Genomic DNA, 25,046 nt, shown 5'->3' on the forward strand with positions numbered 1-25,046 from the left:
TGCGGATAAGTTTGACTTTGCCGTAAACAATACAGAAGTGGTGTTTTCATTTTGATGAGAATATAGGTGACAAGATGACAAATATGAATGCAAGCAAGGATGCAGGCTGGAACTTTGATCAGAGCTATTCCCGACTGCCGAATCTGCTATATAAACCTACAGAACCTTCTAAAGTTAAAGCTCCAAGCATTGTTATATTAAACAAACCGCTGGCGAAGTCACTGGGGTTAAATCCAGATTTGTTAAACAGTGAGGAAGGCGCAGCCATTCTCGCAGGCAATATCCTCCCCGAGGGAGCTTTACCCATCGCTCAGGCGTATGCTGGACATCAATTCGGGCACTTCAACATGCTTGGGGACGGCCGAGCCATTCTGTTAGGAGAACAATTGACACCAGACGGTGAGCGTTTAGACATTCAGCTAAAAGGAGCGGGAAGAACGCCCTTCTCCAGAGGCGGTGATGGCAGAGCGGCGCTCGGACCGATGCTGCGAGAATACATTATTAGTGAAGCTATGCACGGGCTTGGAATAGCCACAACACGCAGTCTTGGCGTTGTCGCAACCGGTGAACCTGTGTATCGTGAGAGCGTGCTGCCTGGCGCAGTACTCACCCGTGTTGCAGATAGTCATCTTCGTGTCGGAACCTTCCAATTTGTGAGAAATTGGGGGAGTATAGAGGATCTGCGAGCACTGGCTGATTATACTTTAATTAGGCATTATGCTGATGTAGAGCAGGATGAAGGACGATATTTGAATCTCCTGAAGAAAGTGGTGGAACAACAAGCATCACTCATCGCCAAATGGCAGTTGGTCGGCTTTATTCACGGGGTTATGAATACGGACAATATGGCCCTGAGCGGAATTACGATCGATTACGGTCCGTGTGCCTTTATGGATACATATGACACGGCAACCGTATTCAGCTCCATCGATCGAGAGGGCCGCTATGCATATGGCAATCAGCCTCAGATCGGAGCTTGGAACTTGGCACGTTTTGCTGAAACGCTGCTCCCCCTCCTGCACGAGGATGAAGCTGCAGCCGTGAAGATGGCCGAAGAGACATTATCGGAATATTTCAGCTTATTTCATCAGAACTGGTTGTCGGGTCTACGATCTAAGCTCGGTATATTTAATGAAGAACCAGAAGATGAGGCTTTAATAGCTGAACTGCTGGAAATGATGCAAGAGCATCAGGCGGATTATACGAATACCTTCCGTGCATTGACTTTGAATCAACTGGCTGGTCAAGTCATGTTTGATACGCAAGAGTATAAGGAATGGCATTCCAAATGGCAGAAGCGTCTAGAGCGGCAAGAAGAGAGCAAGAATGAGACTCAAGCATTAATGAAGAGAAATAATCCTGCCGTAATCCCTCGGAACCATAGAGTAGAGGAAGCGCTGGAAGCCGCCGTAGAGGATGAAGATCTGTCCGTGATGGAGCAGTTATTGGAGGTTCTAGCTGATCCGTATGCCTATTCCAAGGAACAAGAGGAATATGCCATACTGCCTCCGAAGGATTGTGCTTATCAAACCTTTTGCGGGACTTAAATTTAGAATTATTTCACGAATGGATTCAAAATGCCGATATATATAGAATCAATGAGGAGCATGCATTTCACCTAATTGGTAAATGTGTGCTTTTTTATGTCCTGATCGCGAGAGGATGGGTAAACAATGTTAATAGACAAGATCAGTGAGTTTGTTCTATTGGAGAGTATGGTGATGATTCGGACGCGGGATCATACATTCGGAGGACGTATTACATATATTGATGGAGATGTGTTTGAAATTGCACTAAATGAGAACAAGAGGATCTCTCTCGGGGAATCCATAGGCATCACCATTTATGCAGAAGGATTGATTACCTTTGATACCTATCCTATCGGCCTTTATCGAAAACATATATTATGTATTCTTCCTCCGCCGGTTCAGAAAAGATTCTTCCAGCGTCGCAAAGAAGTACTGCTGCCGGTACATCAGCTAACTTGTATTATTGAAAGAGAACTTAAGTCAGCAGATGCTGGATCGCTGAGCAATGAAACTGACTCTATAGGTGAAGTGAAAAATTTGAGCATGAGCGAGATCTTGTTTGCCGCAGGATCCGTTCTTGGACTTCAAAGAAATGATCGGGTTACCCTTCATCTTGGAGAGGATCTGCAGCTTCAAGCCGTTGTTCAGCATATCAAGCATAGCGGAGAGCAGCCACTCTATCTAGCTGAACTGCAAGAAGTTACGAAATCTGCGAAACAGACACTCAAGTCCTTAATGATCGGTCAATTAGCGATACATAGAAATGCACAAATTGAATCGGAGCTTGAGATGGTAGATCATGATAACAAGTCAGACGAGATCAACTCTTACATATTTAACAATTATAGAGCAATTAAGAAATGATGCTTGTGAGATCGAATACAGCAGGTACTAAAATGAGTGATTTTCCTTCAAAACATGATGTTTTAAATATATAGGTTGGAGCATTCCAACCTATATTTTTGTGTTTAACTTAGCTACCCAGTAGTTAGCTCTTGAACATTAACCGTATCGCTACGAAGATCAGTGCAATGGACAGGAAGCGCAGAATGACTCCTCCTGGCAGCTTCGATGCAATTCTTGCTCCAAGCTGACTGCCGATGAGAGAACCTGCGGCCAGCCACAATAGTTTCATGAAATCGATATGTCCTAAGGCTAGGTGCGCAATACTTCCTGACGTTGCAGAGATCAGGATCGATAAGCTGGAAGTGGCGGCAGCGATATGTGCTGGGAACGAGAGCAGCATGACCATCGTCGGTACCATGACAGAGCCTCCCCCGATGCCGAAGAAGCTGGATATGAATCCGACAACCAGTGCAATGGAGACGCCTGCCTTTAGATTGAATGAATAGGTATGTGTTGTTCCACTCGCATCACTGAATGCTCGAGTAACCGTAGGCTTCAGTAATGAATTTTGTGATTTTTGCGGCTTTTTCAGTAGAAATAGCGCCATGCATAGTAGAAAAACACCCAGTGCCACGAAAAATCCCCGATTACTCACAATATTGGCCGTAAAGGCACCGAGAACAGAACCAGGGATCATGGCGACCGCGAATAATGTGCCACTCTTCATATCAATTCTTCTCTGCTTCACATAAGCAATTGTGCTGGATAGTGATCCGAACACTAATACAGCTAGCGATGTACCGACAATCTCCGAGACAGGCATATCATAAGCGAAGGCAAGAAAAGGAACAATGATAAACCCTCCGCCCAGTCCAACGACCGCTCCGCATAATGAAGACAATACTCCGACAAGGAGCAGTACGACAATCTCAATCATATGTAAACCTTCTTCCGTGTGAATTAGCCAACCCTTATTGTACATGAATTACAAACCTTGCTCCATAATCCAGTCACATATGTATATAGGCAGAAATACTTTCGACTAAGAAAAATAAAAGAAATTACATAAGTGAAATGAGATGAATATATTTGAAAGAAATTACCGAAATTGAAGCTCAAGCATATGGAGTCTATACGAAATTTGATCAGATGGACAATGGCGAGAGCAAATTCCGTTTAAACTGTTCTATGGACGGAAGCTCATATTGCAGGACGGTAATCCATACCGTTAAATACGGTCAGAGTTTATTTGAGCAGGATTGGTATGCTTCACCGGAGCTGGATGAGCTCACAAGAAGGATCAATCCCGAAGTGCGGTTCAAACTCCTCTAAGAAAGAATTGACTATAACCGCGATCATCGCGGTTTATTTTTATCCGTTATTTTTCTACCTTCTTACCGATGTTATTCTCCTTATCAGGTGTAAGCGCTTCTATTAGAATGAGACTTAACATATTTAAGGGGGTTAGACATACATGAAGAAATGGAGTATTGTCCTTAGCTTGTGCTTGCTTATCTCGGTCATTGCTGCAGGATGCGGCGGAGGAAGTGGCACGAGTGGCAATAACGAAGATTCAGAGAAGGTGTCCATCACCATATGGCACAACTGGACAGGTCAGGATGCCAAAGCTGTAGCGATGCGAGGTATTATTGAGCAATTTAGATCTGATCATCCCAACATTGAAGTGATTGATGAAGGACTGCCATCCGATGGGCTGCGTACAAGACTCCGTACGGTAGCTGCCGCTGATGAAATGCCTGATCTTTTCGTCATGTGGCCGGATGCCATGACCAAGGAATTTGTTAAAGGGGATCTGCTTCAACCTATTAACGAAGAACTTGACCAAAATCCGGAGTGGAAGGATAAGTTCATTCCCAATGCACTTGAAGGCTATACCGTGGATGGGAATATCTACTCTGTACCGATGAACCTTGCGCCAAGCTCTTTTATCTATTACAACGAAGCCTTGTTCAAAGAGCACGGGGTTAAGGTCCCCACCACTTGGGCGGAACTGGAGTCCGCGATTCAGACATTTAATGAAAAGGATGTCATTCCAATTGCACTTGGAAACAAAGCTAACTGGGTTGTTCAATCTACACTATTCAGCACACTTGCCGACCGGATTACAGGAACAGAATGGTTCTTATCGGCGATCGAGCAGAGCGGTGCAAAATTTACAGATCCAGAGTTTGTAGAAGCATTGAATGTGCTCAAGAAGCTTGGAGACTCAGGTGCTTTTCAAGACGGCTTTAACAGCATCGATGAAACGCAAATGATGCAGCTCTATTTTCAAGGAAAAGCAGCGATGGTCATTAATGGCGGATGGGCCCTGGCTAATCTGGTGAATAATGCACCGGAAGAAGTGCTGAACCATACGCATATCACGATACTGCCCCCAATCGAAGGAGGGAAGGGCCAGGAGCAGGTAACCGCTGGAGTCGTCGGCACGGGCCTTGGTGTTAGCAAAAAGCTGACAGGCGAACGCAAAGAAGCAGCTATGGAGCTATTTTATGAATTAGCCGGTCCAGACGGTCAAAAAGCAACGCTTGAGAGCAGCACGCTCGTCAGCTATGACGTTGAACTGGATCGAAGCAAGGCTCATCCACTCTTTGTAGAACTGTATGAACTGATGCAGGATGTCAAGATTACGCCTGTATATGATTCCAAGTTTGGCTCAGCCGCAACCGAAGTGGTCGACAATAGCCTGCAGGAGCTGTTGATGAACGGCAATCCGGAAGAGGTTGCCCGTAAGATTCAGGATGCCCAGGCTGCAGCCGTTGGAAAATAGAATAATCCCCTTCCCGATAGGGGAGGGGTATTCTCATTTAAAGGGAGTGTCAAAGCCATGAATGCATTGCGAAATCGCCGCTTTATTGTTATAGGACTCGCTCCTGCTGTAATTCTTTATGCTCTGTTTGTGTTCGTACCGGTCATTTGGTCAGCGTACTATGGTTTTTTTGACTGGTCAGGAATTGGGGACGCGGTCTATATCGGAGTTCAGAATTACGCAGAGATTTTTAAAGACCCCATTTTTTGGCGGGCACTGAAAAATAACATTATCTTTGTCCTTGCCTCTGTTTTTGGACAGATTCCACTGGCGCTGGCCTTGGCCGTTCTCCTGCATAAGAGCAGCTTTCTGCAAAAGTTTCTACGTTCAGCTGTATTCTTACCTATGGTCTTGTCTACAGTTGTTATTGGTATGATCTGGCAGTATATCTATCACCCACAGATCGGTATCTTGAACTTTCTGCTGGATGCGTTAAAGCTGGAGGATTGGAAGATGGAGTGGCTGTCAGATCCGGCCATTGCGATCTATTCGCTCGTTCCGCCATTACTCTGGAGTTTTGTCGGATTGTATTTAATCATCTTCGTCTCGGCGCTTCAGAACATTCCAGGTGAAATTCATGATGCGGCTAAGATTGACGGAGTAACAGGGATTCGAAAAATATGGAGTATTACCCTGCCCATGATTAAAAACACCGTGCAGGTGGCTGTCATCTTGTGTATATCCGGCAGCTTGAAGTCATTTGATCTTGTCTACATCATGACAAAAGGCGGACCTGCACATACCACAGAATTACTGGCAACCTATATGTATAACTCCACTTTTACGACCTATCGATACGGGTTCGGAAGTGCCATTTCGACTACGATCGTACTGATCAGTCTCTTATTGATTGGAACAAGTCAGTGGATCGCTTCGAGAAAAAAAGAGTCATCGGTGTAATTTGCATTTTTCAGAGTTGATTATAGGCCAAAATACATTTGCAAATTAAATTCATGCCAATAGAATTGAAGGGAGGCATACACATGCAGCCAAACATTGCAGGTGCAAGACCTGCCGTTTCCCAAGCTTCCACTTTGTTTCGTCGGATAGGAAGAGCGTTGTTTTGGTTCGTGCTTTTACTCTATGGAATTGTGACATTGTATCCTTTTGTATGGCTTGTTACGAGTGCCTTCAAGACCAATGAGGATTTCTATAACAGACCCTTTGGATTACCGGAAGTCTGGAAATGGGAAAATTTCACTGTGGCCTGGGAGAGCGCAAATCTTGGAAATGCCTTTAACAATTCGATGATTGTATCGATAGGCTCCTTGGCACTCACCTTATTTATATCCGCTCTTGCCTCCTTTGTGCTTGCTCGGTTTGCCTTTCGATGGAAAGGGATCATGCTTGCATTTTTTGTTATCGGCATGCTGATTCCTATACACAGCACATTGGTTCCTTTGTTTATTCTGATGAAGCAGATGCTTCTATTAAATACGTACTGGGCTCTGATCCTGCCCTACACTGCTTTTGCCCTGCCAACAGCCATCTTTATACTTACTGCATATTTGACCAGTATCCCTCGTGATATCGAAGAGGCCGCGTTTATGGATGGTACAGGGCTGTGGGGGTTATTTTTCCGCATCATGCTTCCGATGTCACTGCCCGCTCTGTCTACCGTAACGATCCTTAGCTTTTTACATGCATGGAATGATTTCTCATTTGCCTTGGTGTTCATTAATAAAACTGAGCTCAAAACACTGCCATTAGCCATCGCTAATTTTGCCGACGGTTATCAGACCGATTATGGACTTACGCTGGCTGCGATGACGTTGTCTATTATTCCAACGGTTCTTCTCTACCTGCTGTTTCAGGAGCAGATGATGAAAGGAATGACAGCCGGAGCAGTCAAGGGTTAACGGATACTAATACCATAACCACATCATGAAGGAGGGGGATCTCTTGAGGAGCTGGCTACGATCATCATTGCAGCGCAAGCTGTCCGTGCTCATTGCTGGTTCGATCATTGTACCCCTCGTGGTGCTTGGTTTATTTGCCTTTGATACAGCGGCTCGCATATCGGAAGAAAAGGCGACGCTGTCGGGGATAGATTATTTAAAACAACTGGAAGCAAACTTACATTTTATGCTCCAGGACGTAGACAACTTGTCCATCTATTTAATTGGTGAGCGAGATATCCAAGATTATCTGGTGCAGGATAAGGAGCAAGAAGAAGAGAGGCAGGAGATTATTGGCAGAATGACCAATCTTGCCGCCTCCAAATCCTATATCGCAAGTATTGTGATTCAGCCCGAACACTTCTCTGCCGATTTGACGACAGCCAACTGGTATGAAGCGGACATACCTGAGGGAGTATTGACCGAAATTCGGGAAAAGCATTGGTCTCCTGTATATCGAATTATGAACTATGCCGGAGAGCAGTATGTGATGACGCTGACCAGGCCCATTCGAAGTATTCATGATTATAAGCATCTTGGATGGCTGTCCATCAGCTTGAGTGAGAAAGAAATTTCTCATCGGCTTGCTGAAAAAGAGTTCGCGAGTGGTAACGGTAGAATTGAACTTATTGATCCCAACGGGGGGATCCTATCTTCTCCTGACAAGACCCGATTAGGAATGCGAATCGAAGATCAATATCCAGGACTTCTAGCGATGCTGGATCAAGGAGCAAATGGGTCAGCGGTGTACGGAGAGAAGCAAGAGAAGAAGACGTTCATGTACGTGCGCGAGCCTTCTACGGGATGGACATTGATCGGCTCTATTCCTTATGACCAATATCGTGAGGAGAACCGTTACATCTTAACTATTACCGCTGTTGCGGTTGCTATATCGGTTCTGATCAGCGTGTGCTTAGTCTGGGCGACTGTGCGCAGAATCACTCGACCATTGCTGCTTCTTACACGTCATTTATATCGGATTAATCCTCACGAGCCGCTCCCCCATTTCACAGTTACAACCCAAGATGAGATCGGTAAGCTCGGACAGAGCTATAACCTGCTCGGAGCACATATCGAACAGCTGAAGCAGGATCTGATCCGTGAGGAAGCGCGTAAAAAAGAAGCCGATATGCATGCGCTTCAAGCGCAGATCAATCCTCATTTTTTATATAATACGTTAGCATCCATTCACTGGATTTCACTGATGGCCAAAGAGAAGAGAATTGCTGATATGGTAGAGGGGCTGAGTCAATTTTTGCGTTTAAGCTTGAATCATGGGAAGGAGTATTGCCCTGTCTCCCAAGAAATAGACCACATCCGTCAATATGTCCGAGTGCAGAATATTCGTTATCCTGACAAATTTAAGATCGAATATATGGTTGATCCAGAGCTTGAGAATAAATGGATGCTTAAGCTGCTCCTGCAGCCATTGATCGAAAATGCAATGATTCACGGCCTGAACAAGAAGGAGGGACCGGGCTCAATCCTGATCATGGTTCGAAAAGAGCAGCATCGGATGAGCTTTCTAATCTTAGATGACGGGGCTGGTATGTCAATGCATCGTTTAGAAGACGTCCGCACAATGATAGAAGCAACTGCAAATAGGGACGAATCGTTACATGATCATATGAAGGAAGGCAGCTACGGACTCAGAAATGTGAACGAGCGTCTTCTGCTGCATTACGGTCCAGAAGCTCATCTCGAAATAGACAGCAGGGAAGGCGGAGGAACCCGAATTGCTTTTAAACTGCCGATTATGGAGGAGACGATATGAGAGTACTCATTGTTGACGATGAAGAAATTATCAGAGAGGGATTAACCCGAGTTATATCCTGGTGTGAGCTTGGTCTCGAGCTGCTTCAGCCTGCTGCTTCTGGAGAAGAAGCTCTTCAGCGAATCGAACAAGAGTGTCCGAGTATTCTAATGACCGATATACGAATGAATGGAATCTCTGGACTTCAGCTATGTGAACGAGCGAAAACGATCCAGCCTGACCTGGAAGTGATTATCTTGTCCGGGTATGATGATTTTTCATATGCTCAAACCGCCATCCGACAGGGAGTAACGGATTATTTGCTCAAAACAAGTCCTCCTGAAGATATCATCCGCACCGTTCTTGAGGCTAAACGCCGGATTACGGAACGCTGGGCTGAGAAGGGAAGGGATGTACTGCAGGCCCGTGAGGAATTCGAACGAGAATGTGTAAAGTGGATTATTCATGGGGAAGTGACAGAAGGAACGATCGAGTTCTTAGCAAGCGGTTTGTCTGGGGACAAGACAATTAATCATTTCAGTTCAGGCTGTAAGGTGCTTATATGGGAAGCCAGCGGATGGAACGGACCAAACTACTCATCAAGACTTCTATTATTTGCCCTTCGAAATTTACTTCAAGATCTTCTACCTGGCTGTATTTACGTGATTCATCAACAAGTCTTGGTCTGCCTTGCCCCTGCTTATGATGGCCAAAATTTGCCTCGGTACGGAACATGGTCAAGACTGCTTGAACGAGCAGAGAGCTTGCTCAAATGCTCGATACGATTGGCAGCGGGAAGCTCTGTAGCTGACTTAGAAAATGCACATGTAAGCTATGAAAAAGCTGTTTGTGCTTTGCGGTATTTTCCTCTCCTGCCGGATAAGATAATCAATTACACCGACATAGAACAACGGAGAGGCGGAAAAAACATTATCAGTCCAGTAGAAGAGAACCAGCTGGGTGTCATTCTACTAGACAACGATCCTGTCGCTCTAAAAGCATGGACCTCACAGTTATATGAGAATTTGATCATGGAACCGGAAGGGACTTTCGAAACGACAATAGCTTGTTTACGTTCTGCCGCTGCTGCGGCACATCGATGGATGGACAGGACCTTTCGAATGCTCGGCTCCGACGGGGAGATCCATATCGAGTCCAGCTTAAATGCAGATGGGAATGGATTCATTCCGGAAGGAGCGTTGTTCCGCTATCTTCATGCGATTATGTCCAGCTACCATTCTCAAGTCAGTCAAGGCCCAGAATCACATGTGGATCGAGCGAAAGCTTTCATGGAATCAGTCTCACTGAGAGAGGTGAATCTTCAGCATGTAGCGAATCATCTGCATCTGCATCCTGGTCATCTTAGTGAGCTGTTTAAGAAGGTGACGGGAAGATCCTTTGTTGAATTTGTCACGGAACTAAGAATGAAAAAAGCAGAAGAGCTGTTATCCGTATCACCTGCCAAACTTAGTGAAATTGCCCTGTTAATCGGCTATGAGGATGTGAAGTATTTCAGCAGACTGTTCAAGAAGCATTATGGCTTAACTCCAAGTGATTATCGAGAGAATCGATCTTCTATTTAATAAAATTAACAAATATTTCGACAAAATGTGATTCAAACATTTCGCGCGGTAGTATATTAGTAATAGGACTATTCTCTTAAATTGGGTTAACTCCATACCTATTTATGGTTTCCATCCTATTTTTGAGGCCATATTATTAATATACGGAGGCTTTATCATTAATGAACATACAATCGGAACCCATTCGTGCTGTTGATCCATCGGCGGTGCTCCGGGCTTTTAACCAGAATCTAGCTATCATCGGGTTCAACCTAGAGAGACGGGTCATCTACGTTAACGAACGTTTTGCCGAAACGATGGGTTATGCTATAGATCAAATCTATGGGATGTATCATCATGAGTTCTGCTTCTCTTCCTTCGCATCAACTCCGGAGTATGAATCGTTCTGGGCTAGTATTCTGAACGGACATCGCTTCCAAGACAAGATTGAGCGGAAGGACGCACAGAATAACACGGTGTGGCTCGAGGCTACCTATATGCCTATCTATGATGAAGGAGATAATATCATTGGGGTGTACAAAATAGCGACCAACATTACGAACCGTCAAAATGAGATAGTTCAACTCGTTGAGGAGCTGCAAGACATGTCCTCCAGCTTGAATGCTAGAGCTGCACACGGTATAAATAGAAGCTCGGAGCTACTGAATAGCATTTCTGCGGTAGATGAAGTCTCAAATGACAATTTAAAAATACTGGATCAGCTGAAGCAGCAATCGCATGCGGTGCAAGGGATCGTTCAAACGATTCGGGATATCGCCTCACAGACACAGCTTCTTGCCCTTAACGCAGCGATCGAGGCAGCACATGCAGGGGAATACGGCAGAGGATTTGATGTCGTGGCCAAGGAAGTGAAGAATCTATCGTTAATGGTGCAGGATTCGATCTACGAAATACGCGACAGTATTAGAGGAATGTCCAATGAAATTATGAATATATCCAATGGAACCAGAGCAGTACAGGAATACATAGATCAGAGCCGGCAGCAGCTTCAAGTGACGATGGATGAATTTAGCACCCTATCTCAATCCTCCGAGCAATTAGACCTTAAAGCACAGCATGTGTCCAAGATACTGTAATGAAGCATAAAAGCAGTGGAGAAATCGTTCTCCACTGCTTACTTTTTTTTGAATAAGAGCTCATATTATGCATGATTAAGATGATGAAGTGCCTTGGTATGATGGCCATTGTTACTCTCCTGCTTGCTTTAAGCTCTGAATGAATCGGGTAAACTCCGGCTCAAACAGCCCCATGTTGTATAGGATTTGAATTGTCTTGAGACCTGAGAGATCTTTGTCATTGGATGTGCTCATCGCACCTGCAGCCTTGGCTGCCTGCAGTGCTGCGTGATAAGCATCCGGGGGCGTTTGGTTTAAGGATATATTTACTCTCCGCTCAAGTGCAATAATTCGCTGTTCAAGCGCAGATATAATTGCTGACTTTTCTTTGTCCTTCTGAAGAAGCTCCTCCACTTTTGACATCTCTTCTGATTCCTCCATTCCCTGAATTCGGTTTATCACAGCTTGCTGCTGCTGCCATGTCGGCCTTATTCCTGCCTGCAGCTGAGAAAGGCTGAGCCCAAACATCATCTCGAAGTGAGGATAGTCTTTAAATGAAATCCAGTCACCGCCCCAGCTGAACCCGAGCAGCTTCGCTTGAGCAACGACCTCCGCCCAGTCAGCTATACCATCATGATCATCATCCACGCTCATACTATAGCCGCTCTGTACGAGAACAAAATCAATGGCAAGCCCGTAGTTATGATTGGATTGGCCGGGCTTAGCATTCGTGACGATCGGGCCCGGCTTCGTTCTGCCTTGCTCATACAGACGCTGCTGCTCAGCCGCACTTCTATAGCCTGCCGTAAGTCGTATTTCCACACCTTCTGAATAGCATCGCTCAATCAGCTTCTCCGCTGCAAGCTTCACAGCAGGCAGTAACCCGACGAGGTAAGCTGCAGACCTCGCTTTCAGCTCCGCCAATGCAGCCATGCTCTACACCTCCAAGTTAGGATTTAATCCATACACCGAATTGCGATTATACTACAGCATATAGTCAAGCCATCATTTAAGTGTGATGCGCCTGCCTATTCTGTGAGCCTAAAGCGCAGAATTGGTGGATGTGTCCTGCCCTGTATTTACTTGATTGCAACAAGAATAGCCCCAAGAGCGATGAGTGCGACCCCTATACCATTCAGCCAAGATATTTTTTCACCCAAAAAGACAACCGCAAGAATGACTGCAATCACAACGCTAAATTTATCAATTGGACTCACCTGGGACACCTTGCCGTACTTGAGAGCCAGAAAATAAAACAACCAGGATAAGGCTCCAGCCACTCCACTAAGGACGATGAAGCTTAGTGCTTTTTTCTGTGTCAGTATTTCGCCAACTTCAGCGAACTTCCCTTGTACAGCAATAACACCGACTAAAAATAACGCCATGATGACCGAACGAATAGCGGTGGCAGAATTGGAATCGATGTTCTCCAGGCCGATCTTGCCAAAGATCGCAACAAGGGCAGCGGTTATGGCAGACAGTATGGAATATAGAAGCCACACAGGCATTGTATAATCCCCCTTTATTAGAGAAGTTTCCTGCACTCTATCATTTTTCTGTATAATTAGTATGGTCTAATATCCCATTTTCTACGCAAACGAGGTGAGAAGTAATGAAGAAGGAAATGGAATCTTTTCCGCAGGACATAACGTTCTGTTATCCTTGGCGCAGCTATCAGAAGCGTGTGCTGGGCAGCTTAGAGGAGCATTTGGCGAACCGGCATCTGCATCTTGTGGCACCCCCTGGATCGGGCAAAACGGTGCTTGGTCTGGAAGTCATGCTCAGAATTAACCGTCCGACCATCATCCTAGCTCCAACACTAACCATCAAACAGCAATGGGCCAGCCGTTTTGCGGAGATGTTTCTGGGTACAACAACACTTCCTGACTGGATATCTACTTCGATTAAACAACCGGCATTCGTGACAATTACAACTTATCAGGCACTGCATGCTCTTTTTAGTGCGGTAAGCGAGAAGAATGAGGATAAGGAGCAGGATTCAACTAACGAAATCATTGAAATCAATGGGGAAGAGGGCTTCGAGTCTGAAGATGAAACAGTGGATGGTGACGATTGTTCTGCAGCAGAAGCTACACTCGCACAGTTAAAGAGCTTGTCCATACATACGATCATTTTTGATGAGGCCCATCATTTAAGAGTGTCCTGGTGGCAAAGTGCTATGGAACTATGCAGCATGCTGAGTGAGCCGACCAAGATATCGCTGACGGCAACACCGCCTTATGATGTGAATCCACGAGAGTGGCAGCGTTACATGGCTTTATGTGGCCCCATCGACGAAGAGATCAGTGTTCCCGAGCTTGTGAAGCATGGGGAGCTATGTCCGCATCAGGATTACATCAGCCTTACTGCGCCAACGAAGCAGGAATCAGCGAAAATCAAGGAGTTTCGCTCCCAAGCAGGCACTATCAAACAGGAGCTCCTCCATGCGGAATATATGATAAAGACCATAGTGAATCATCCTTATATCCTGGATTCCAGCAGCCATATCGAGGACATTTTGACGTCACCAGGCTATTATTCAAGTATGGTTATCTTCTTAAGAGCGACAAACCAGCCGGTATGGAAAGAAGCAGTCAAAGTACTGGGTCTGAAAGAATCTGAAGCACCCGAGCTGACCTTTGAATGGCTGGAAGAGCTGCTGAATGGCGTGCTGTTCAAGGACAAGCATATTGATTCGGAAATGCCCCAGCTGAAGGATCTTAAACGGAGGCTCAGCCGAATGGGTATGCTCGAACGCAGAAAAGTGTATCTTCGCTCAACGCCCTCCATGGATAAGATGCTCATCCAGAGCTCATCTAAGCTGACGAATATTGGTGAGATTCTTCAGTTTGAACGTTCCGTCTTAGGTGAACAGCTGCGTATGGTCATCCTGACCGACTATATTCGCAAGGAGGATATGCCGAAGCAAGGCGGCGACGAGAAGCCGCTCCATCGGCTCGGTGTTGTTCCCGTCTTCGAAATGATTCGAAGGAAACTTGGAGATCAGGAATCGTCTGCGGCCGATTTACCCATTGGCATTCTTAGCGGCTCTCTGGTTGTGCTTCCGCTGAAGGCAGCGGACCATGCGCTGGAGCTGGCAGCAACACGAGGCATTACTTTGTCACATAAGCCTCTCGACTATGATCCGAAGTATGTGATCATAGATATACGTGATTCGAATCGATCAGGTATTGTAGCCATTGTTACAGAGGTGTTCTCTCAAGGACACATTCAGGTCCTGATCGGTACAGCCGCCTTGCTAGGAGAAGGATGGGACGCGCCAAGCATTAATTCGCTTATTATGGCTTCCTATGTTGGGACTTTTATGCTGTCCAATCAAATGAGAGGCCGTGCCATTCGTACGGACCGAAGCCATCCGGAGAAGACAGGCGCCATATGGCATTTGGCTTGCATCGATACAGAGGCATGGGCAGGCGGAGAGGATTTAGCTTCACTCTCCAGAAGATTCCGCTCCCTAGTGGGCCTATCCGTAATAGACAACACCATCGAATCCGGAATAGCGCGGATGGGTCTAGATTCGAATGACAGTTTCAAGCCGGAACAGATTCGAATGTACAATGAAGATACGCTTAAACGTGCTAGACAGAGGGACCAGCTTAAGAAACGCTGGAATACAGCGATTGATCTGAATAGTCAAATGACAGAGGAGCTTCAAATTCCTTCTGAGGGGATACCGAAGCCCGTCGTGTATAAACACACGGTAAAAGCAGTCCTACTATTCGCATTATTTATGGCGATCTCGGCCTGCAATGAGGCTGTTCTTACACCTGCATGGTATACATCGGATGCTCCTGGCTGGTTTAGAATATCTCTCCTCATTGTCGTTTCAGGACTTATAGCCAGTCCGTGGTTATATAAAGCAATAAAAATGAAGCTGAGACACCATTCTCTGGAGCGAAGCTTCCGGGAAACCGCACTTATCGTCCATACCGTGTTATTCGAAATGAAGCAGATGAAGCTGCCGCCGCATATCGAGCGAATTCAAGCAGAGGAGAAGGAAGGGATGATCGTGTGCTGGCTGACTGGAGGAAGTACAGAAGACAAGACTGTATTTCTGAATACACTCCAGCAGCTGTTAGAACCGATTGATAGCCCCAAATACTTCATTTATTCTCAATCCCGCAAATGGTTTGTGACAAGGCGTGATTATTATCCGGTCCCGGATGAAATTGGACGTCGCAAAGAGCATGCGGAACGATTCGCTGAATTATGGCAGAAGCATATAGGTCCGGCCGAGCTCGTATACACCCGAACGATCGATGGACGGAAGCAGCTCCTCACGGCACGGAGTAAAGCCTTATCCTCCAAGTTTGTACACAAGTCAGAACGGATCAGCGCATGGAGATAAACCAAAAACAAAGAAGACCCTTCGCACATTTGTACGGAGGGTCTTCGAATCTAGAATAACAATTGACAACTGGATTACACAATTTCGACCAATATTTTGGCCTGGCTCTTGTCTCTCACCAATAGCTCAAGTCCATCCTCAATGATCTGATCCAGTGTAATCTTCTTCGTGATGACTGGCTTCACATCCAGTTTTCCTTCAGCAATGAGGGAGATCACTTCAGGGAAGATATGACGATAGGCAAGGATAGACGTGATATTTGCTTCCTTAGTCATGAGCTGCATCATATCTACAGTCGGATTCTGCGCAAATGCAGCGATGACCATGACCTCGCCGCCCTTTTTGACAACGGATAGGGCACTGTTGAAGGTCGGTTGAACACCGGCTGCTTCATAAGCAACTTCAACCCCTCCTGCATCATTGATGATATCTACCGGATTGTCCTTTAAGCTGTTAATCGGTACTGCGCCTATAGAGGCAGCGAGCTCCAAACGTTCATCGGATACGTCGATAGCATAGATTCGCGCAGCTCCTGCGGATTTGGCAGACAAGATCGTAAGGAGTCCAATGGGTCCAGCTCCGAATACAGCGACATTATTACCTACCTTCAGCTTGCTTTGACGTACTGCATGTAGAGCGACTGCCGTAGGTTCAACGAGCGCACCTTCCTCGAACGATACCTGATCGTTCAGTTTATGAAGCATGTAAGGCTCGACGATTACATATTCAGCGAACCCTCCATCGGCATTTAGACCGATAAATCCGAATTGATTACACTGATTGTAGTTTCCTTTTCTGCAATTCTCACATTCGCCACAATAAATCAGCGGCTCGATCGCTACTCGATCCCCGACGTTATAACCTGTGACTTCTGCACCGATTTCCTCAATCACTCCAGAGAATTCATGACCCAGCGTAAGCGGAGCCATTGCACCGGATATCGGGTGAGGAGTACCTGTCTGAACTCCAATCCCATGGTGATAAGCATGAAGATCACTGCCGCATATACCTGCAAACTTCACTTTGACTTTAACCTTACCTGCAGGTGTTGCAGGAATTTCTCTCTCTTCTAGGCGAACATCTTTAATATCATAGAATACAGCTGCTTTCATATGTGTCATCCCCTTAACCATCATAAGTATTGATAACGATTACAATTTGATTATACCTGGAGTTACATAATAAGATATAATTAATGTTTGTAATAACCCTATTAGTATAGCTAATAGTAAAGGAGCATTAGATGAATATTGAGCAGCTAGAATATATCGTTGAAATCGCCAAATCGGGTTCTTTCTCGGCTGCTGCCCATCAGCTGCATATCACTCAATCTGCACTGTCTCAGTCCGTCTCCAAATTAGAGGAGGAGCTTGGACTGACTCTATTTAAGCGTTCATATGCGGGAGCTGAAATTACAGTGGAAGGCAGAAGGATACTGAACAAAGCGATGGAGGCGATTCAGACCATTGACGAAATCAAAGAGCTGTCCCGCTTCGAGAGTAATCGCATCCGTGGTGAGCTGAATGTCGCTGCCTTCCCCGGTGTGATGCCTGTACTGGTCCGCTGTCTTGCGGCGATTAAACAAGATTATCCCTTGGTTCAAATTAATATTGAAGAGAATACCTCAAACCTCATAATGGACGATATCAAGCTGAATCGTATCGGGCTGGGTCTAATCGCGATGTATAAGAAGGACATCGAACACCTTGCAGGACTTGTATTTGAACCGATCGTTCAAGGTAAATTTGTCATTTGTGCAAACAAAAATTCAGAGATCGCAAAGCATAAATCGATTCACCCCAAAGATTTGGTTAAATATCCATTTGCCCTGTTCAACGACGTTTTTGTTGACGATTTTCTCGCAGATCATCAGGCCAATTATGGTGAACTGCCTATTCTATTCCAAACCAATAATGGGGAGGCGATTAGAACGGCGCTTGAGGAAAATATGGCGGTCACGATTGGTCATGATTTTTCTTTCTTTGGACAGCGGAAATGGTTATCAGATCAGTACGTTTTAATTGAAATCAAGCCTATTGAAACTCCTTCTATGCAGGTAGGCTGGATTCGATCAGAGAAGAATCATATGACGCTCTTGCACCAGCTGTGTATGATGAAGTTCGACCAGGAATTTAACAGAGCCAAGCTTTAGATTAGGATATAAAAACGATGCAGGAGTGAGAATTATGGAAGGATTTTTTCAGCGTTACCTTGGTCTATATCGGCCTATTATTACGAAGCTCAATGATCTGATGAGCACTTATGAGCTGTCGTATTCTTTATGGCAGGTAATCTATTATTTGAAAAACAATGGACCTGACACACTCATCGCTATTTCAGCATACTATCAGGTGGAGAAACCGACGATCACTAGAAGAGTGAATCGACTGCAGGAGCTCGACATTGTCCGTCAGATCCCGGGTAAAGACAAACGGGAGAAAATAATTGAGCTCACTGAATCTGGTGAAGCCATCTATCTGGAGTGCAGACAGCAAATAACAGCCTTAGAGCACCGTATTATGGAGGGAATCCATCCAGCGCAGCAGGAAGCGTTATTCGAATTAATACCACTTCTGCGTCAGAACATTGTGAATACAAGAGAAGATGTATAAGTCACTTAAAATAAAGGGAGCACAGAAGCAGATCTGTGCTTCTTTTTTTATTAATCTGAATCTATTAAGATCAAAAATCCAGAATATGGTTGACGAATTCCAATATCAGAGTATATAGTGTGTATATTGACATGCACAGTCAATTCTTTTAACAAGTGCTTTATCAAGTAGGTTGAAGCAATACATACATTTTGAAATGAATTCGGAGGAGAGACTAACAATGAAGAGAAAGAGAAGATCATCCACTATTGCCTTATTCTTATCCGCAAGCATGCTGGTGCTTCCCGTCGTTCCTGCAGCTGCAGCTGCACCTGACACGGATATTGAAGTGAATGGACATGAGATTGATTTTACGAGCAAACTGCCATTGATTGAAAAAGGAATTACATATGCACCTCAGGGAGATCTGCTCAAAGCACTTAATGCAACATTCGTTCAATCCGATAAGTCAGGTACAATCACCGTACTTGTGGACAATGAACAGATCACGGTAAATGCGAAGACCAAGATTGTGAATGGTACAACATATGTTCCTGTACGAGTGGTTAGTGAGCAGATCGGCTACAAGGTAGAATGGGATCCTGCAACCCGTACGATCATTCTAACGACAGGAGGCAAGGGCTTCTTGTGGGAGGTAAGCAATCGTGACAATACGGTTTACCTCGTAGGTTCGATGCATATTGCTGATGACAGCTTCTATCCGTTAGACCCATCGTATGAAATTGCATTTGAGGATTCAGAGTATCTGGGAGTAGAGATTGACCTGACACAGGCACAGGATGAAACTATGCAGAAAATGATGCTGGATCTTGGAATGTATCAGGACGGAACGACACTTAAGGATCATATTTCGAGTGAAACCTATGAGCAGCTTGGCGAAATCCTTGTTGAGAACGGACTGGAGAAAGATGCGTTAGACGGCTATAAGCCATGGGTCGTGGAAATAACGATGTCACAGCTTAAATCCATGGAAGCCGGGTATCAAGGGGAGATCGGCATTGATCTGCATTTCCTGCAAAAAGCCATTGAACGCAAAATGCCTATCATCGAGCTTGAAACCTATCAGTCCCAGCTGGAGCTGTTAAGCGGATTCTCAGGTGAGCTGCAAGAGACTAATTTGAAATCTGTTCTAGATAACTTCCATCTGGTCGATGATTCTGTCGATCAAATGGCGGAAATGTGGAAGCTGGGTGACGAAGAGGCACTGCTCGAAATTACCGATAGCATGAAGACGAATGAAGAATACTATAAGGGCATGCTCGTGGACCGTAATTTGAAAATGGCGGACAAAATTGAAGGATATTTAACTGCAGAAGATGAAGCAGATTACTTTATCGTCGTAGGGGCAGCTCATTATGCAGGTGAAGACGGCATCGTGAAGCTTCTGCAGGATCGCGGTTACACGGTAACTCGCAAATAACTCAGTGGTCATTATTAGTACATCAATTATAACTACCTGAACTTGAATATCGTTACGAAACCATCCTTCACTGGAGCTAGCTCTGGTGGGATGGTTTTTTTATGGCATGCCTCTTTTTCCACGGATCGTTCTGTACTTGGTTTTAAAACGAAAATTTTCGGTTACAAAGAAGAGAGCTGGACCTTTACTAAATCTTAAGTGTTGTAACTCAAGGAGGTACTATTCATGACAAATCAAGACCAATATATGATGCAGGATCCAACGACACAGTATCCGAAGGCTACACCAGAGTGGAAGCAGAAGCAGCCTGAGCCGGGAATTCAATCGAAGATGGAGCCTGTTCCGGATTGCGGAGAGACCAGCTATCGCGGGACAGGACGTCTCAAAGGACGTAAAGCCGTCGTTACAGGAGCAGACAGCGGAATTGGACGTGCTGCAGCCATTGCTTATGCACGCGAAGGGGCAGATGTGGTGCTGTCTTATCTTCCTGAAGAGGAATCCGATGCCAAAGAAGTTGTGAAGCTCATTGAAGAGGCGGGACAGAAGGCCGTCGCCATCCCTGGTGATCTGAAGGATGAAGCCTACTGCGTGAAGCTGATTGAGAGTGCCGTCAAAGAGCTGGGTGGTATCGATATCCTGGCGAATGTGGCCGGTAAGCAGCAATATGTGGAGCAGATCGAGGATCTCACAACAGAGCAATTTGACGCGACATTTAAGACAAATGTATACTCCATGTTCTGGCTGTGCAAAGCGGCGGTGAAGCATATGAAGCCGGGAAGCTCCATCATTAACACTTCCTCCATTCAAGCTTACAAACCGTCGCCAATACTGTTGGATTACGCAACAACGAAGACCGCGATTAATACATTCAGCAAAGCTTTGGCTCAGCAGGTTGGGAGCAAAGGGATACGTGTAAATGTAGTAGCGCCTGGACCGGTATGGACTCCACTTCAGATTGTAGGCGGTCAACCGACAGAGAAGCTCGCTGAATTTGGTTCAACCACGCCGCTTGGTCGTGCGGGCCAGCCTGCTGAAATGGCTTCGTCATATGTCTTCCTGGCGAGTCAGGAATCGAGCTACATTACGGGTGAGACGATTAATGCCAACGGTGGAACACCTACACCATAAGATGAAATATATCTGCAACACGATAGATATCTACACAAAAAGAACGGGATCTTCATCAGATCACCGTTCTTTTTGTATATCCAGATCATTTAATTAACTTAGAGCATCCTTATTCATAGCCCAGCTGTTCAGCATATTCATCGAATTCTTCCTTGGACTGCTCAATCAATTCTTGGCCCGTCTTCACCTTGGCATTACCTTGAGTAAGCAGTGTACGGTTAATGGTGTACTTCGATAGTGCACGCTTATACAGAAGGTATCCTTCGAGCTGGTTGTAGCTTCCTCGAGTTAATTTGTTATGGATTTTTTGCAGCTCCGCATTTTCCGGCTTGATCTGCTTCAGCTGTGACACATATTTCGTATAGTTAGGCACTACTGTATTGTTGAATTTCAGGAACAAAGATTTACGGTTTGAAGAGGATATGTACAACGTACTCGGTAGTGCTGAGAAAGCTTTTTCCTCATACTGTGCAATCGCAAGCAATTGATCGAGATAGTTCTCAAAATCCAGCTCATCAGCAGTTAATTCAACCTCTTCGCCCTCGATAATTACAGAATCATCGGTTTGGTTTGGCGTGCTCGATTCGCTGGTCTCTGTTGTACCTTCGACTACTGTTGCTGCAAGAGAAACAGAAGGAAGAAGCGTGCTCGCGGTAAATACTGCACTTAATGCTAGAGCGAGTAACCAAGTTTTGTTCTTTTTCATCATTCATAACTCCCATTCTATGTTGTTTTTAAACACTTGGATAATCTAACATAAACTATGATGATATTTACAGGTAATAATTTACATATATCCTAAAATAGTTCTCGTAACATCCTGCTTACACATTTCCGTAAGGAGTAGGGGACTTGCGAATGAGTTAGGCTGACATTGAAAAATAGGCATGTGGTCTCAAAAATACAGCGTAAAAAACCAAATTTTAGTTTGACATTAACGATATATCGCTATATTATTACGATATATCGTTAATGAGGAGTGGAAGTCATATGAAGTTTCAAGACGGACACAGGAAACAGAGACATTTTGCAGGGCACCGGGATTATTCTGTTGAAGGACATGAATATGTAAAGTACCGGCATGGAGGCTCACGCGGAGATCATCGAGGCGGACGAGGAGAAGGCAGACATCGTTTCTTCGGAAGAGGTGAATTTAAGTTTGCTTTGCTGGAGTTATTAGTCATTGAGCCAATGCATGGTTATCAGTTAATTAAGGCCATGGAAGAAAAGACAGGCGGATTGTATGTTCCCAGTGCAGGATCCGTATATCCCAATCTGCAGCTATTAGAAGACATGAAGCTGATCAGAAATACAGATACGGATGGAAAGAAGCTGTATCATATTACCGAGGAAGGCTTAGCTGTATTGGCAGATAGAAAGAAGGCTCAAGATCAACCTCGGGAGCATTGGGAAGAACGTAGACGTCATCTGCGTCCGGAAAAAGAAGCGGGAAGACACCATCTACGTGGCTTGATGAAGGAGAAGCCAGAACTTTTGTTTCTTATGGCGGATGTTGTAAAAGAAATCAAGCTTAATCCGGAATCAGCGCAGGCTGTACAGATCAAAGAACTTATGGATCAATTTCAGACACAACTGAGTGATATCTTAAGAACTCAACAGAATAATACGCATCTTGAAGATGAAGCTGCAGGATCAGGATCTACAGATACGGATCTGGATTCATCTATGGATAACGATCTGGATCAATCTCAAGAATAAAAACATTGAGAGGCAATATACTTTCTAATAATACCTGTAATGATTTAGAGCGTAAGTTAACGCTTTCACAACGAAGCCGCATAACAAATGCGGTTTTTTTGTACAGAAATATGAAGCAGAGCTACGGATGATAAAATCATTGAAGAGTTGAAACTTTTGCTTCATTTATAGTGTTAACTTAGAAGATTAATCCTCATGGCTATAGTACTGACCATCGAAGTAGTTGCCATTGAAGTAAATATGAAAAGAAAAATGGAAAACGATAAATTGATGCTGGAACGACTTGATCAGATCATTGATGAGCTGCAACGTTTGAAATAACCATGTTTAGTTAAACATTAAGAATAAAGAATATAATGAATATATTCAATAAGAAAAGAAAAAATCATATTTATCTATACAAAATGAAAGAAAACTCGAGGCAAGTAATTTAAGTTGGTCACATTAGTACATAAAAGGACTGCGATAAAACCGAGGCAAGTAATTTAAGTTGGTCACATTAGTACATAAAAGGACTGCGATAAAAATAATGCTATTTATTTCTGTAATCTTTACTATATGTTCACAAAACCCGTATTTTGTACATATGTTTCTATTCCTCATTTTTGCAGCATAAGCCCCAACAAACCTTGTTTGGTGAAAGAAATTTATGATTTTTGACGAAAAGAAACCACATGGAGTTATTACACTCGCATGTGGCAATAAGATAGTTTATAATGATGTTATTTCCATCCTAATCTCATCTAATTCTGCTCTCAGTTTTTTAAACAATTGTTGATTGCTCTCAGTTTCTATATTTTTAAAATCTGTTTTCCCTAAAAATGCCATATAGATACTTATTAATTTCATTTGAATATCTTTTTCCTTATCTTGATAATCGTTTTCAAAGAATTTATCAAGCCTTTCTATTTCAGATTTCGGTAACCCCTTTTTCTCGATTGATGCTTCAAGAACATCCACCACATATTCTGCATCTTCCTTAAATTCATTACTGCTCCCCATTGAACAACACCCCTCAATCATGAATATTAGTAACAATGCAACTACTATTACTATAGAACGCAAACTACTTTCCCCCTTTTTTCTTAGGTTTGAAGTCAAAATCAGGGGGGTATAAATGATTAGCTTCAACATAGTTTTTTGCTTGTATTGTTGTCATCGATCTAATTCCTTTTCCATCATCTAAATAAAATTCATAAAATATTTTACCTTTATTTATGAATTCAATATCCATGTATAAATCACCTTCGACTATTATGCCTATAATTGCTTTATGTTGAACACCTCTAGTGAGATCATTATTTGCATCTTGGTATTTTGTGAGTTGCTCCTCCGCATCCTCATAGTATCCGTCGGTATCACCATGTAGAACATCTCTCCTAGCTTTCACCTCCCACATTTGTCCATCCCCCGTAACTATATCCACCCAATAGTGCTTATTTGGCCACCATTTAATTTCCTTTTCTACATGAAATTCTAATGTAGTGTTTAAACCCGTTTCTAAATGAATTGCTTTTGCTGCATGAATTTGTGCTATTTCATGAAGGGCTAAATAGATTCTATCGTCTCCGTTTGCATTTAAAACAGCATCAGATAACTCAAGATTCGTATATTGCGTCCCATCATTCCTACCACCTAAGAAATCCTTTAAGAATCCATTTAGGAGATTTTTAGCCATGTGACCACTAGGATCCGTATACTTCAACGGATTATTCTGCACATACGCATACAAATTCAACGTCTGCGGGCTATTGATATCCCCTTCATACGTATCCTCATTTATAAACCGGCCGATGTTAGGATCATACCAACGAGCTCTTAGGTATTGCAAATTAGTTGACGGATCCCAATACTCCCCTGCATAAAGGAATGGATTAGTAACTTTTTCTGTTTTTGAGATAGGTTTCCCCCATAAATCATAGGTGTATGAGTTTAATATTTCTCCAGTCGAATCAACTATATACTCCACATCACCGTGGCCGTTTAACACATAATACTGTTTTTCACCTTGTCCATCTACACGGTAATTAAGCTGATTACCGTTACGAACATAACTGGCTACTTTCTTAATTGATCCGTCCGTTTGTACACTGCCTTCTGCAATGATATTACCGTACTGATCATAATAGTAGCGGCTGGTATTCCCATGTTCAGTACGCTCAATCATTAAGTCATCGCCATTATATTGATAAGTGACCTTTGTCTGATCTGTTGTTGTGACCTCGGTTAGTCGATCCCAATTATCATATACGTAATTTGAATTGGTGTCTTCAGGAACCTGTTCACTTTGCAACGTCTGCCGATTTC

At 44.1% G+C, this 25,046-nt stretch carries 23 protein-coding genes; 16 read left to right on the forward strand and 7 right to left on the reverse strand.

Annotated elements, in window-relative coordinates; translation table 11 throughout:
* The first annotated feature begins 74 nt into the window (after window positions 1-74).
* Window positions 75-1,547: a protein adenylyltransferase SelO gene (locus PUW25_RS12515; protein ID WP_047911772.1), complete on the forward strand. Its 1,473-nt coding sequence runs from the start codon at window positions 75-77 to the stop codon at window positions 1,545-1,547.
* A gap of 126 nt (window positions 1,548-1,673) precedes the next feature.
* Window positions 1,674-2,393, forward strand: coding sequence for a hypothetical protein (locus tag PUW25_RS12520; protein ID WP_047911773.1), 720 nt, complete (start codon window positions 1,674-1,676; stop codon window positions 2,391-2,393).
* A gap of 124 nt (window positions 2,394-2,517) precedes the next feature.
* Here PUW25_RS12520 and PUW25_RS12525 read toward each other — a convergent pair whose 3' ends face one another.
* On the reverse strand, window positions 2,518-3,312 hold the full coding sequence (locus PUW25_RS12525; RefSeq protein WP_047911774.1) for a sulfite exporter TauE/SafE family protein: 795 nt from the start codon (window positions 3,310-3,312) through the stop codon (window positions 2,518-2,520).
* Between the two features lie 152 nt (window positions 3,313-3,464).
* Here PUW25_RS12525 and PUW25_RS12530 point away from each other — a divergent pair, with 152 nt between their 5' ends.
* The 7 genes from PUW25_RS12530 to PUW25_RS12560 all read left to right on the forward strand — a co-directional run bounded on the left by PUW25_RS12530 (window position 3,465) and on the right by PUW25_RS12560 (window position 11,512).
* Window positions 3,465-3,707 (forward strand): hypothetical protein, encoded by a 243-nt coding sequence (locus PUW25_RS12530; RefSeq protein WP_047911775.1) that lies wholly within the window; start codon window positions 3,465-3,467, stop codon window positions 3,705-3,707.
* Between the two features lie 142 nt (window positions 3,708-3,849).
* Entirely contained in the window at window positions 3,850-5,163 is a 1,314-nt protein-coding gene (locus tag PUW25_RS12535) for an extracellular solute-binding protein (RefSeq protein ID WP_047911776.1), read from the forward strand.
* A gap of 57 nt (window positions 5,164-5,220) precedes the next feature.
* Window positions 5,221-6,102 (forward strand): carbohydrate ABC transporter permease, encoded by an 882-nt coding sequence (locus tag PUW25_RS12540; protein WP_047911777.1) that lies wholly within the window; start codon window positions 5,221-5,223, stop codon window positions 6,100-6,102.
* Between the two features lie 83 nt (window positions 6,103-6,185).
* On the forward strand, window positions 6,186-7,061 hold the full coding sequence (locus tag PUW25_RS12545; protein WP_152557712.1) for a carbohydrate ABC transporter permease: 876 nt from the start codon (window positions 6,186-6,188) through the stop codon (window positions 7,059-7,061).
* Between the two features lie 43 nt (window positions 7,062-7,104).
* A complete protein-coding gene (locus PUW25_RS12550; protein WP_274338372.1) occupies window positions 7,105-8,874 on the forward strand; it encodes a sensor histidine kinase in 1,770 nt (589 codons plus the stop codon).
* Window positions 8,871-10,436, forward strand: a complete 1,566-nt coding sequence (locus tag PUW25_RS12555; RefSeq protein ID WP_047911780.1) for a helix-turn-helix domain-containing protein — start codon at window positions 8,871-8,873, stop codon at window positions 10,434-10,436. The genes PUW25_RS12550 and PUW25_RS12555 overlap by 4 nt, the downstream gene beginning before the upstream one ends.
* Before the next feature lie 161 nt (window positions 10,437-10,597).
* On the forward strand, window positions 10,598-11,512 hold the full coding sequence (locus tag PUW25_RS12560) for a methyl-accepting chemotaxis protein (protein ID WP_047911781.1): 915 nt from the start codon (window positions 10,598-10,600) through the stop codon (window positions 11,510-11,512).
* A gap of 111 nt (window positions 11,513-11,623) precedes the next feature.
* On the opposite strand, the gene PUW25_RS12565 is transcribed toward PUW25_RS12560, so the two are convergent.
* Window positions 11,624-12,424, reverse strand: a complete 801-nt coding sequence (locus tag PUW25_RS12565) for a M15 family metallopeptidase (protein ID WP_047911782.1) — start codon at window positions 12,422-12,424, stop codon at window positions 11,624-11,626.
* Between the two features lie 146 nt (window positions 12,425-12,570).
* Window positions 12,571-12,999, reverse strand: a complete 429-nt coding sequence (locus PUW25_RS12570) for an EamA family transporter (RefSeq protein ID WP_047911783.1) — start codon at window positions 12,997-12,999, stop codon at window positions 12,571-12,573.
* Between the two features lie 104 nt (window positions 13,000-13,103).
* Between PUW25_RS12570 and PUW25_RS12575 the strand changes: the two genes are divergently transcribed.
* Window positions 13,104-15,860: a DEAD/DEAH box helicase family protein gene (locus tag PUW25_RS12575; protein ID WP_238546356.1), complete on the forward strand. Its 2,757-nt coding sequence runs from the start codon at window positions 13,104-13,106 to the stop codon at window positions 15,858-15,860.
* A gap of 74 nt (window positions 15,861-15,934) precedes the next feature.
* Here the strand turns inward: PUW25_RS12575 and PUW25_RS12580 are convergent, their stop codons facing one another.
* A complete protein-coding gene (locus PUW25_RS12580; RefSeq protein ID WP_047911784.1) occupies window positions 15,935-16,972 on the reverse strand; it encodes a 2,3-butanediol dehydrogenase in 1,038 nt (345 codons plus the stop codon).
* A 131-nt stretch (window positions 16,973-17,103) separates the two neighbouring features.
* Between PUW25_RS12580 and PUW25_RS12585 the strand changes: the two genes are divergently transcribed.
* The 4 genes from PUW25_RS12585 (at window position 17,104) to PUW25_RS12600 (ending at window position 21,020) form a co-directional block, all read left to right on the forward strand.
* A complete protein-coding gene (locus tag PUW25_RS12585) occupies window positions 17,104-18,012 on the forward strand; it encodes a LysR family transcriptional regulator (protein WP_047911785.1) in 909 nt (302 codons plus the stop codon).
* Between the two features lie 34 nt (window positions 18,013-18,046).
* On the forward strand, window positions 18,047-18,472 hold the full coding sequence (locus PUW25_RS12590; protein WP_047911786.1) for a MarR family winged helix-turn-helix transcriptional regulator: 426 nt from the start codon (window positions 18,047-18,049) through the stop codon (window positions 18,470-18,472).
* 220 nt (window positions 18,473-18,692) lie between these two features.
* Window positions 18,693-19,892: a TraB/GumN family protein gene (locus PUW25_RS12595; RefSeq protein ID WP_047911787.1), complete on the forward strand. Its 1,200-nt coding sequence runs from the start codon at window positions 18,693-18,695 to the stop codon at window positions 19,890-19,892.
* 225 nt (window positions 19,893-20,117) lie between these two features.
* A complete protein-coding gene (locus tag PUW25_RS12600; RefSeq protein ID WP_047911788.1) occupies window positions 20,118-21,020 on the forward strand; it encodes an SDR family oxidoreductase in 903 nt (300 codons plus the stop codon).
* A gap of 109 nt (window positions 21,021-21,129) precedes the next feature.
* On the opposite strand, the gene PUW25_RS12605 is transcribed toward PUW25_RS12600, so the two are convergent.
* Window positions 21,130-21,726 carry a hypothetical protein gene (locus tag PUW25_RS12605; RefSeq protein WP_047911789.1) on the reverse strand — a complete coding sequence of 199 codons (597 nt, stop codon included), beginning with the start codon at window positions 21,724-21,726 and terminating at the stop codon, window positions 21,130-21,132.
* A gap of 284 nt (window positions 21,727-22,010) precedes the next feature.
* Between PUW25_RS12605 and PUW25_RS12610 the strand changes: the two genes are divergently transcribed.
* Both PUW25_RS12610 and PUW25_RS12615 read left to right on the forward strand, forming a co-directional pair.
* On the forward strand, window positions 22,011-22,739 hold the full coding sequence (locus PUW25_RS12610; protein ID WP_052511923.1) for a PadR family transcriptional regulator: 729 nt from the start codon (window positions 22,011-22,013) through the stop codon (window positions 22,737-22,739).
* Between the two features lie 195 nt (window positions 22,740-22,934).
* Window positions 22,935-23,060 (forward strand): hypothetical protein, encoded by a 126-nt coding sequence (locus tag PUW25_RS12615; RefSeq protein WP_274337119.1) that lies wholly within the window; start codon window positions 22,935-22,937, stop codon window positions 23,058-23,060.
* A 390-nt stretch (window positions 23,061-23,450) separates the two neighbouring features.
* Here the strand turns inward: PUW25_RS12615 and PUW25_RS12620 are convergent, their stop codons facing one another.
* On the reverse strand, window positions 23,451-23,804 hold the full coding sequence (locus PUW25_RS12620) for a hypothetical protein (RefSeq protein WP_274337120.1): 354 nt from the start codon (window positions 23,802-23,804) through the stop codon (window positions 23,451-23,453).
* A 1-nt stretch (window position 23,805) separates the two neighbouring features.
* Window positions 23,806-25,032 carry an RHS repeat domain-containing protein gene (locus PUW25_RS12625; RefSeq protein WP_274337121.1) on the reverse strand — a complete coding sequence of 409 codons (1,227 nt, stop codon included), beginning with the start codon at window positions 25,030-25,032 and terminating at the stop codon, window positions 23,806-23,808.
* Window positions 25,033-25,046 lie beyond the last annotated feature (14 nt).

It is taken from the genome of Paenibacillus urinalis, from assembly GCF_028747985.1.
GTDB classification, from domain to species: Bacteria; Bacillota; Bacilli; order Paenibacillales; family Paenibacillaceae; genus Paenibacillus; species Paenibacillus urinalis.

Bases quoted from the DNA above. Each gene is read 5' to 3' on its own strand.
- PUW25_RS12515 (WP_047911772.1), top strand. From the start codon at position 75: ATGACAAATATGAATGCAAGCAAGGATGCAGGCTGGAACTTTGATCAG.
- PUW25_RS12520 (WP_047911773.1), top strand. From the start codon at position 1,674: ATGTTAATAGACAAGATCAGTGAGTTTGTTCTATTGGAGAGTATGGTG.
- PUW25_RS12525 (WP_047911774.1), bottom strand. From the start codon at position 3,312: ATGATTGAGATTGTCGTACTGCTCCTTGTCGGAGTATTGTCTTCATTA.
- PUW25_RS12535 (WP_047911776.1), top strand. From the start codon at position 3,850: ATGAAGAAATGGAGTATTGTCCTTAGCTTGTGCTTGCTTATCTCGGTC.
- PUW25_RS12540 (WP_047911777.1), top strand. From the start codon at position 5,221: ATGAATGCATTGCGAAATCGCCGCTTTATTGTTATAGGACTCGCTCCT.
- PUW25_RS12545 (WP_152557712.1), top strand. From the start codon at position 6,186: ATGCAGCCAAACATTGCAGGTGCAAGACCTGCCGTTTCCCAAGCTTCC.
- PUW25_RS12555 (WP_047911780.1), top strand. From the start codon at position 8,871: ATGAGAGTACTCATTGTTGACGATGAAGAAATTATCAGAGAGGGATTA.
- PUW25_RS12560 (WP_047911781.1), top strand. From the start codon at position 10,598: ATGAACATACAATCGGAACCCATTCGTGCTGTTGATCCATCGGCGGTG.
- PUW25_RS12565 (WP_047911782.1), bottom strand. From the start codon at position 12,424: ATGGCTGCATTGGCGGAGCTGAAAGCGAGGTCTGCAGCTTACCTCGTC.
- PUW25_RS12570 (WP_047911783.1), bottom strand. From the start codon at position 12,999: ATGCCTGTGTGGCTTCTATATTCCATACTGTCTGCCATAACCGCTGCC.
- PUW25_RS12575 (WP_238546356.1), top strand. From the start codon at position 13,104: ATGAAGAAGGAAATGGAATCTTTTCCGCAGGACATAACGTTCTGTTAT.
- PUW25_RS12580 (WP_047911784.1), bottom strand. From the start codon at position 16,972: ATGAAAGCAGCTGTATTCTATGATATTAAAGATGTTCGCCTAGAAGAG.
- PUW25_RS12585 (WP_047911785.1), top strand. From the start codon at position 17,104: ATGAATATTGAGCAGCTAGAATATATCGTTGAAATCGCCAAATCGGGT.
- PUW25_RS12590 (WP_047911786.1), top strand. From the start codon at position 18,047: ATGGAAGGATTTTTTCAGCGTTACCTTGGTCTATATCGGCCTATTATT.
- PUW25_RS12595 (WP_047911787.1), top strand. From the start codon at position 18,693: ATGAAGAGAAAGAGAAGATCATCCACTATTGCCTTATTCTTATCCGCA.
- PUW25_RS12600 (WP_047911788.1), top strand. From the start codon at position 20,118: ATGACAAATCAAGACCAATATATGATGCAGGATCCAACGACACAGTAT.
- PUW25_RS12605 (WP_047911789.1), bottom strand. From the start codon at position 21,726: ATGAAAAAGAACAAAACTTGGTTACTCGCTCTAGCATTAAGTGCAGTA.
- PUW25_RS12610 (WP_052511923.1), top strand. From the start codon at position 22,011: ATGAAGTTTCAAGACGGACACAGGAAACAGAGACATTTTGCAGGGCAC.
- PUW25_RS12615 (WP_274337119.1), top strand. From the start codon at position 22,935: ATGGCTATAGTACTGACCATCGAAGTAGTTGCCATTGAAGTAAATATG.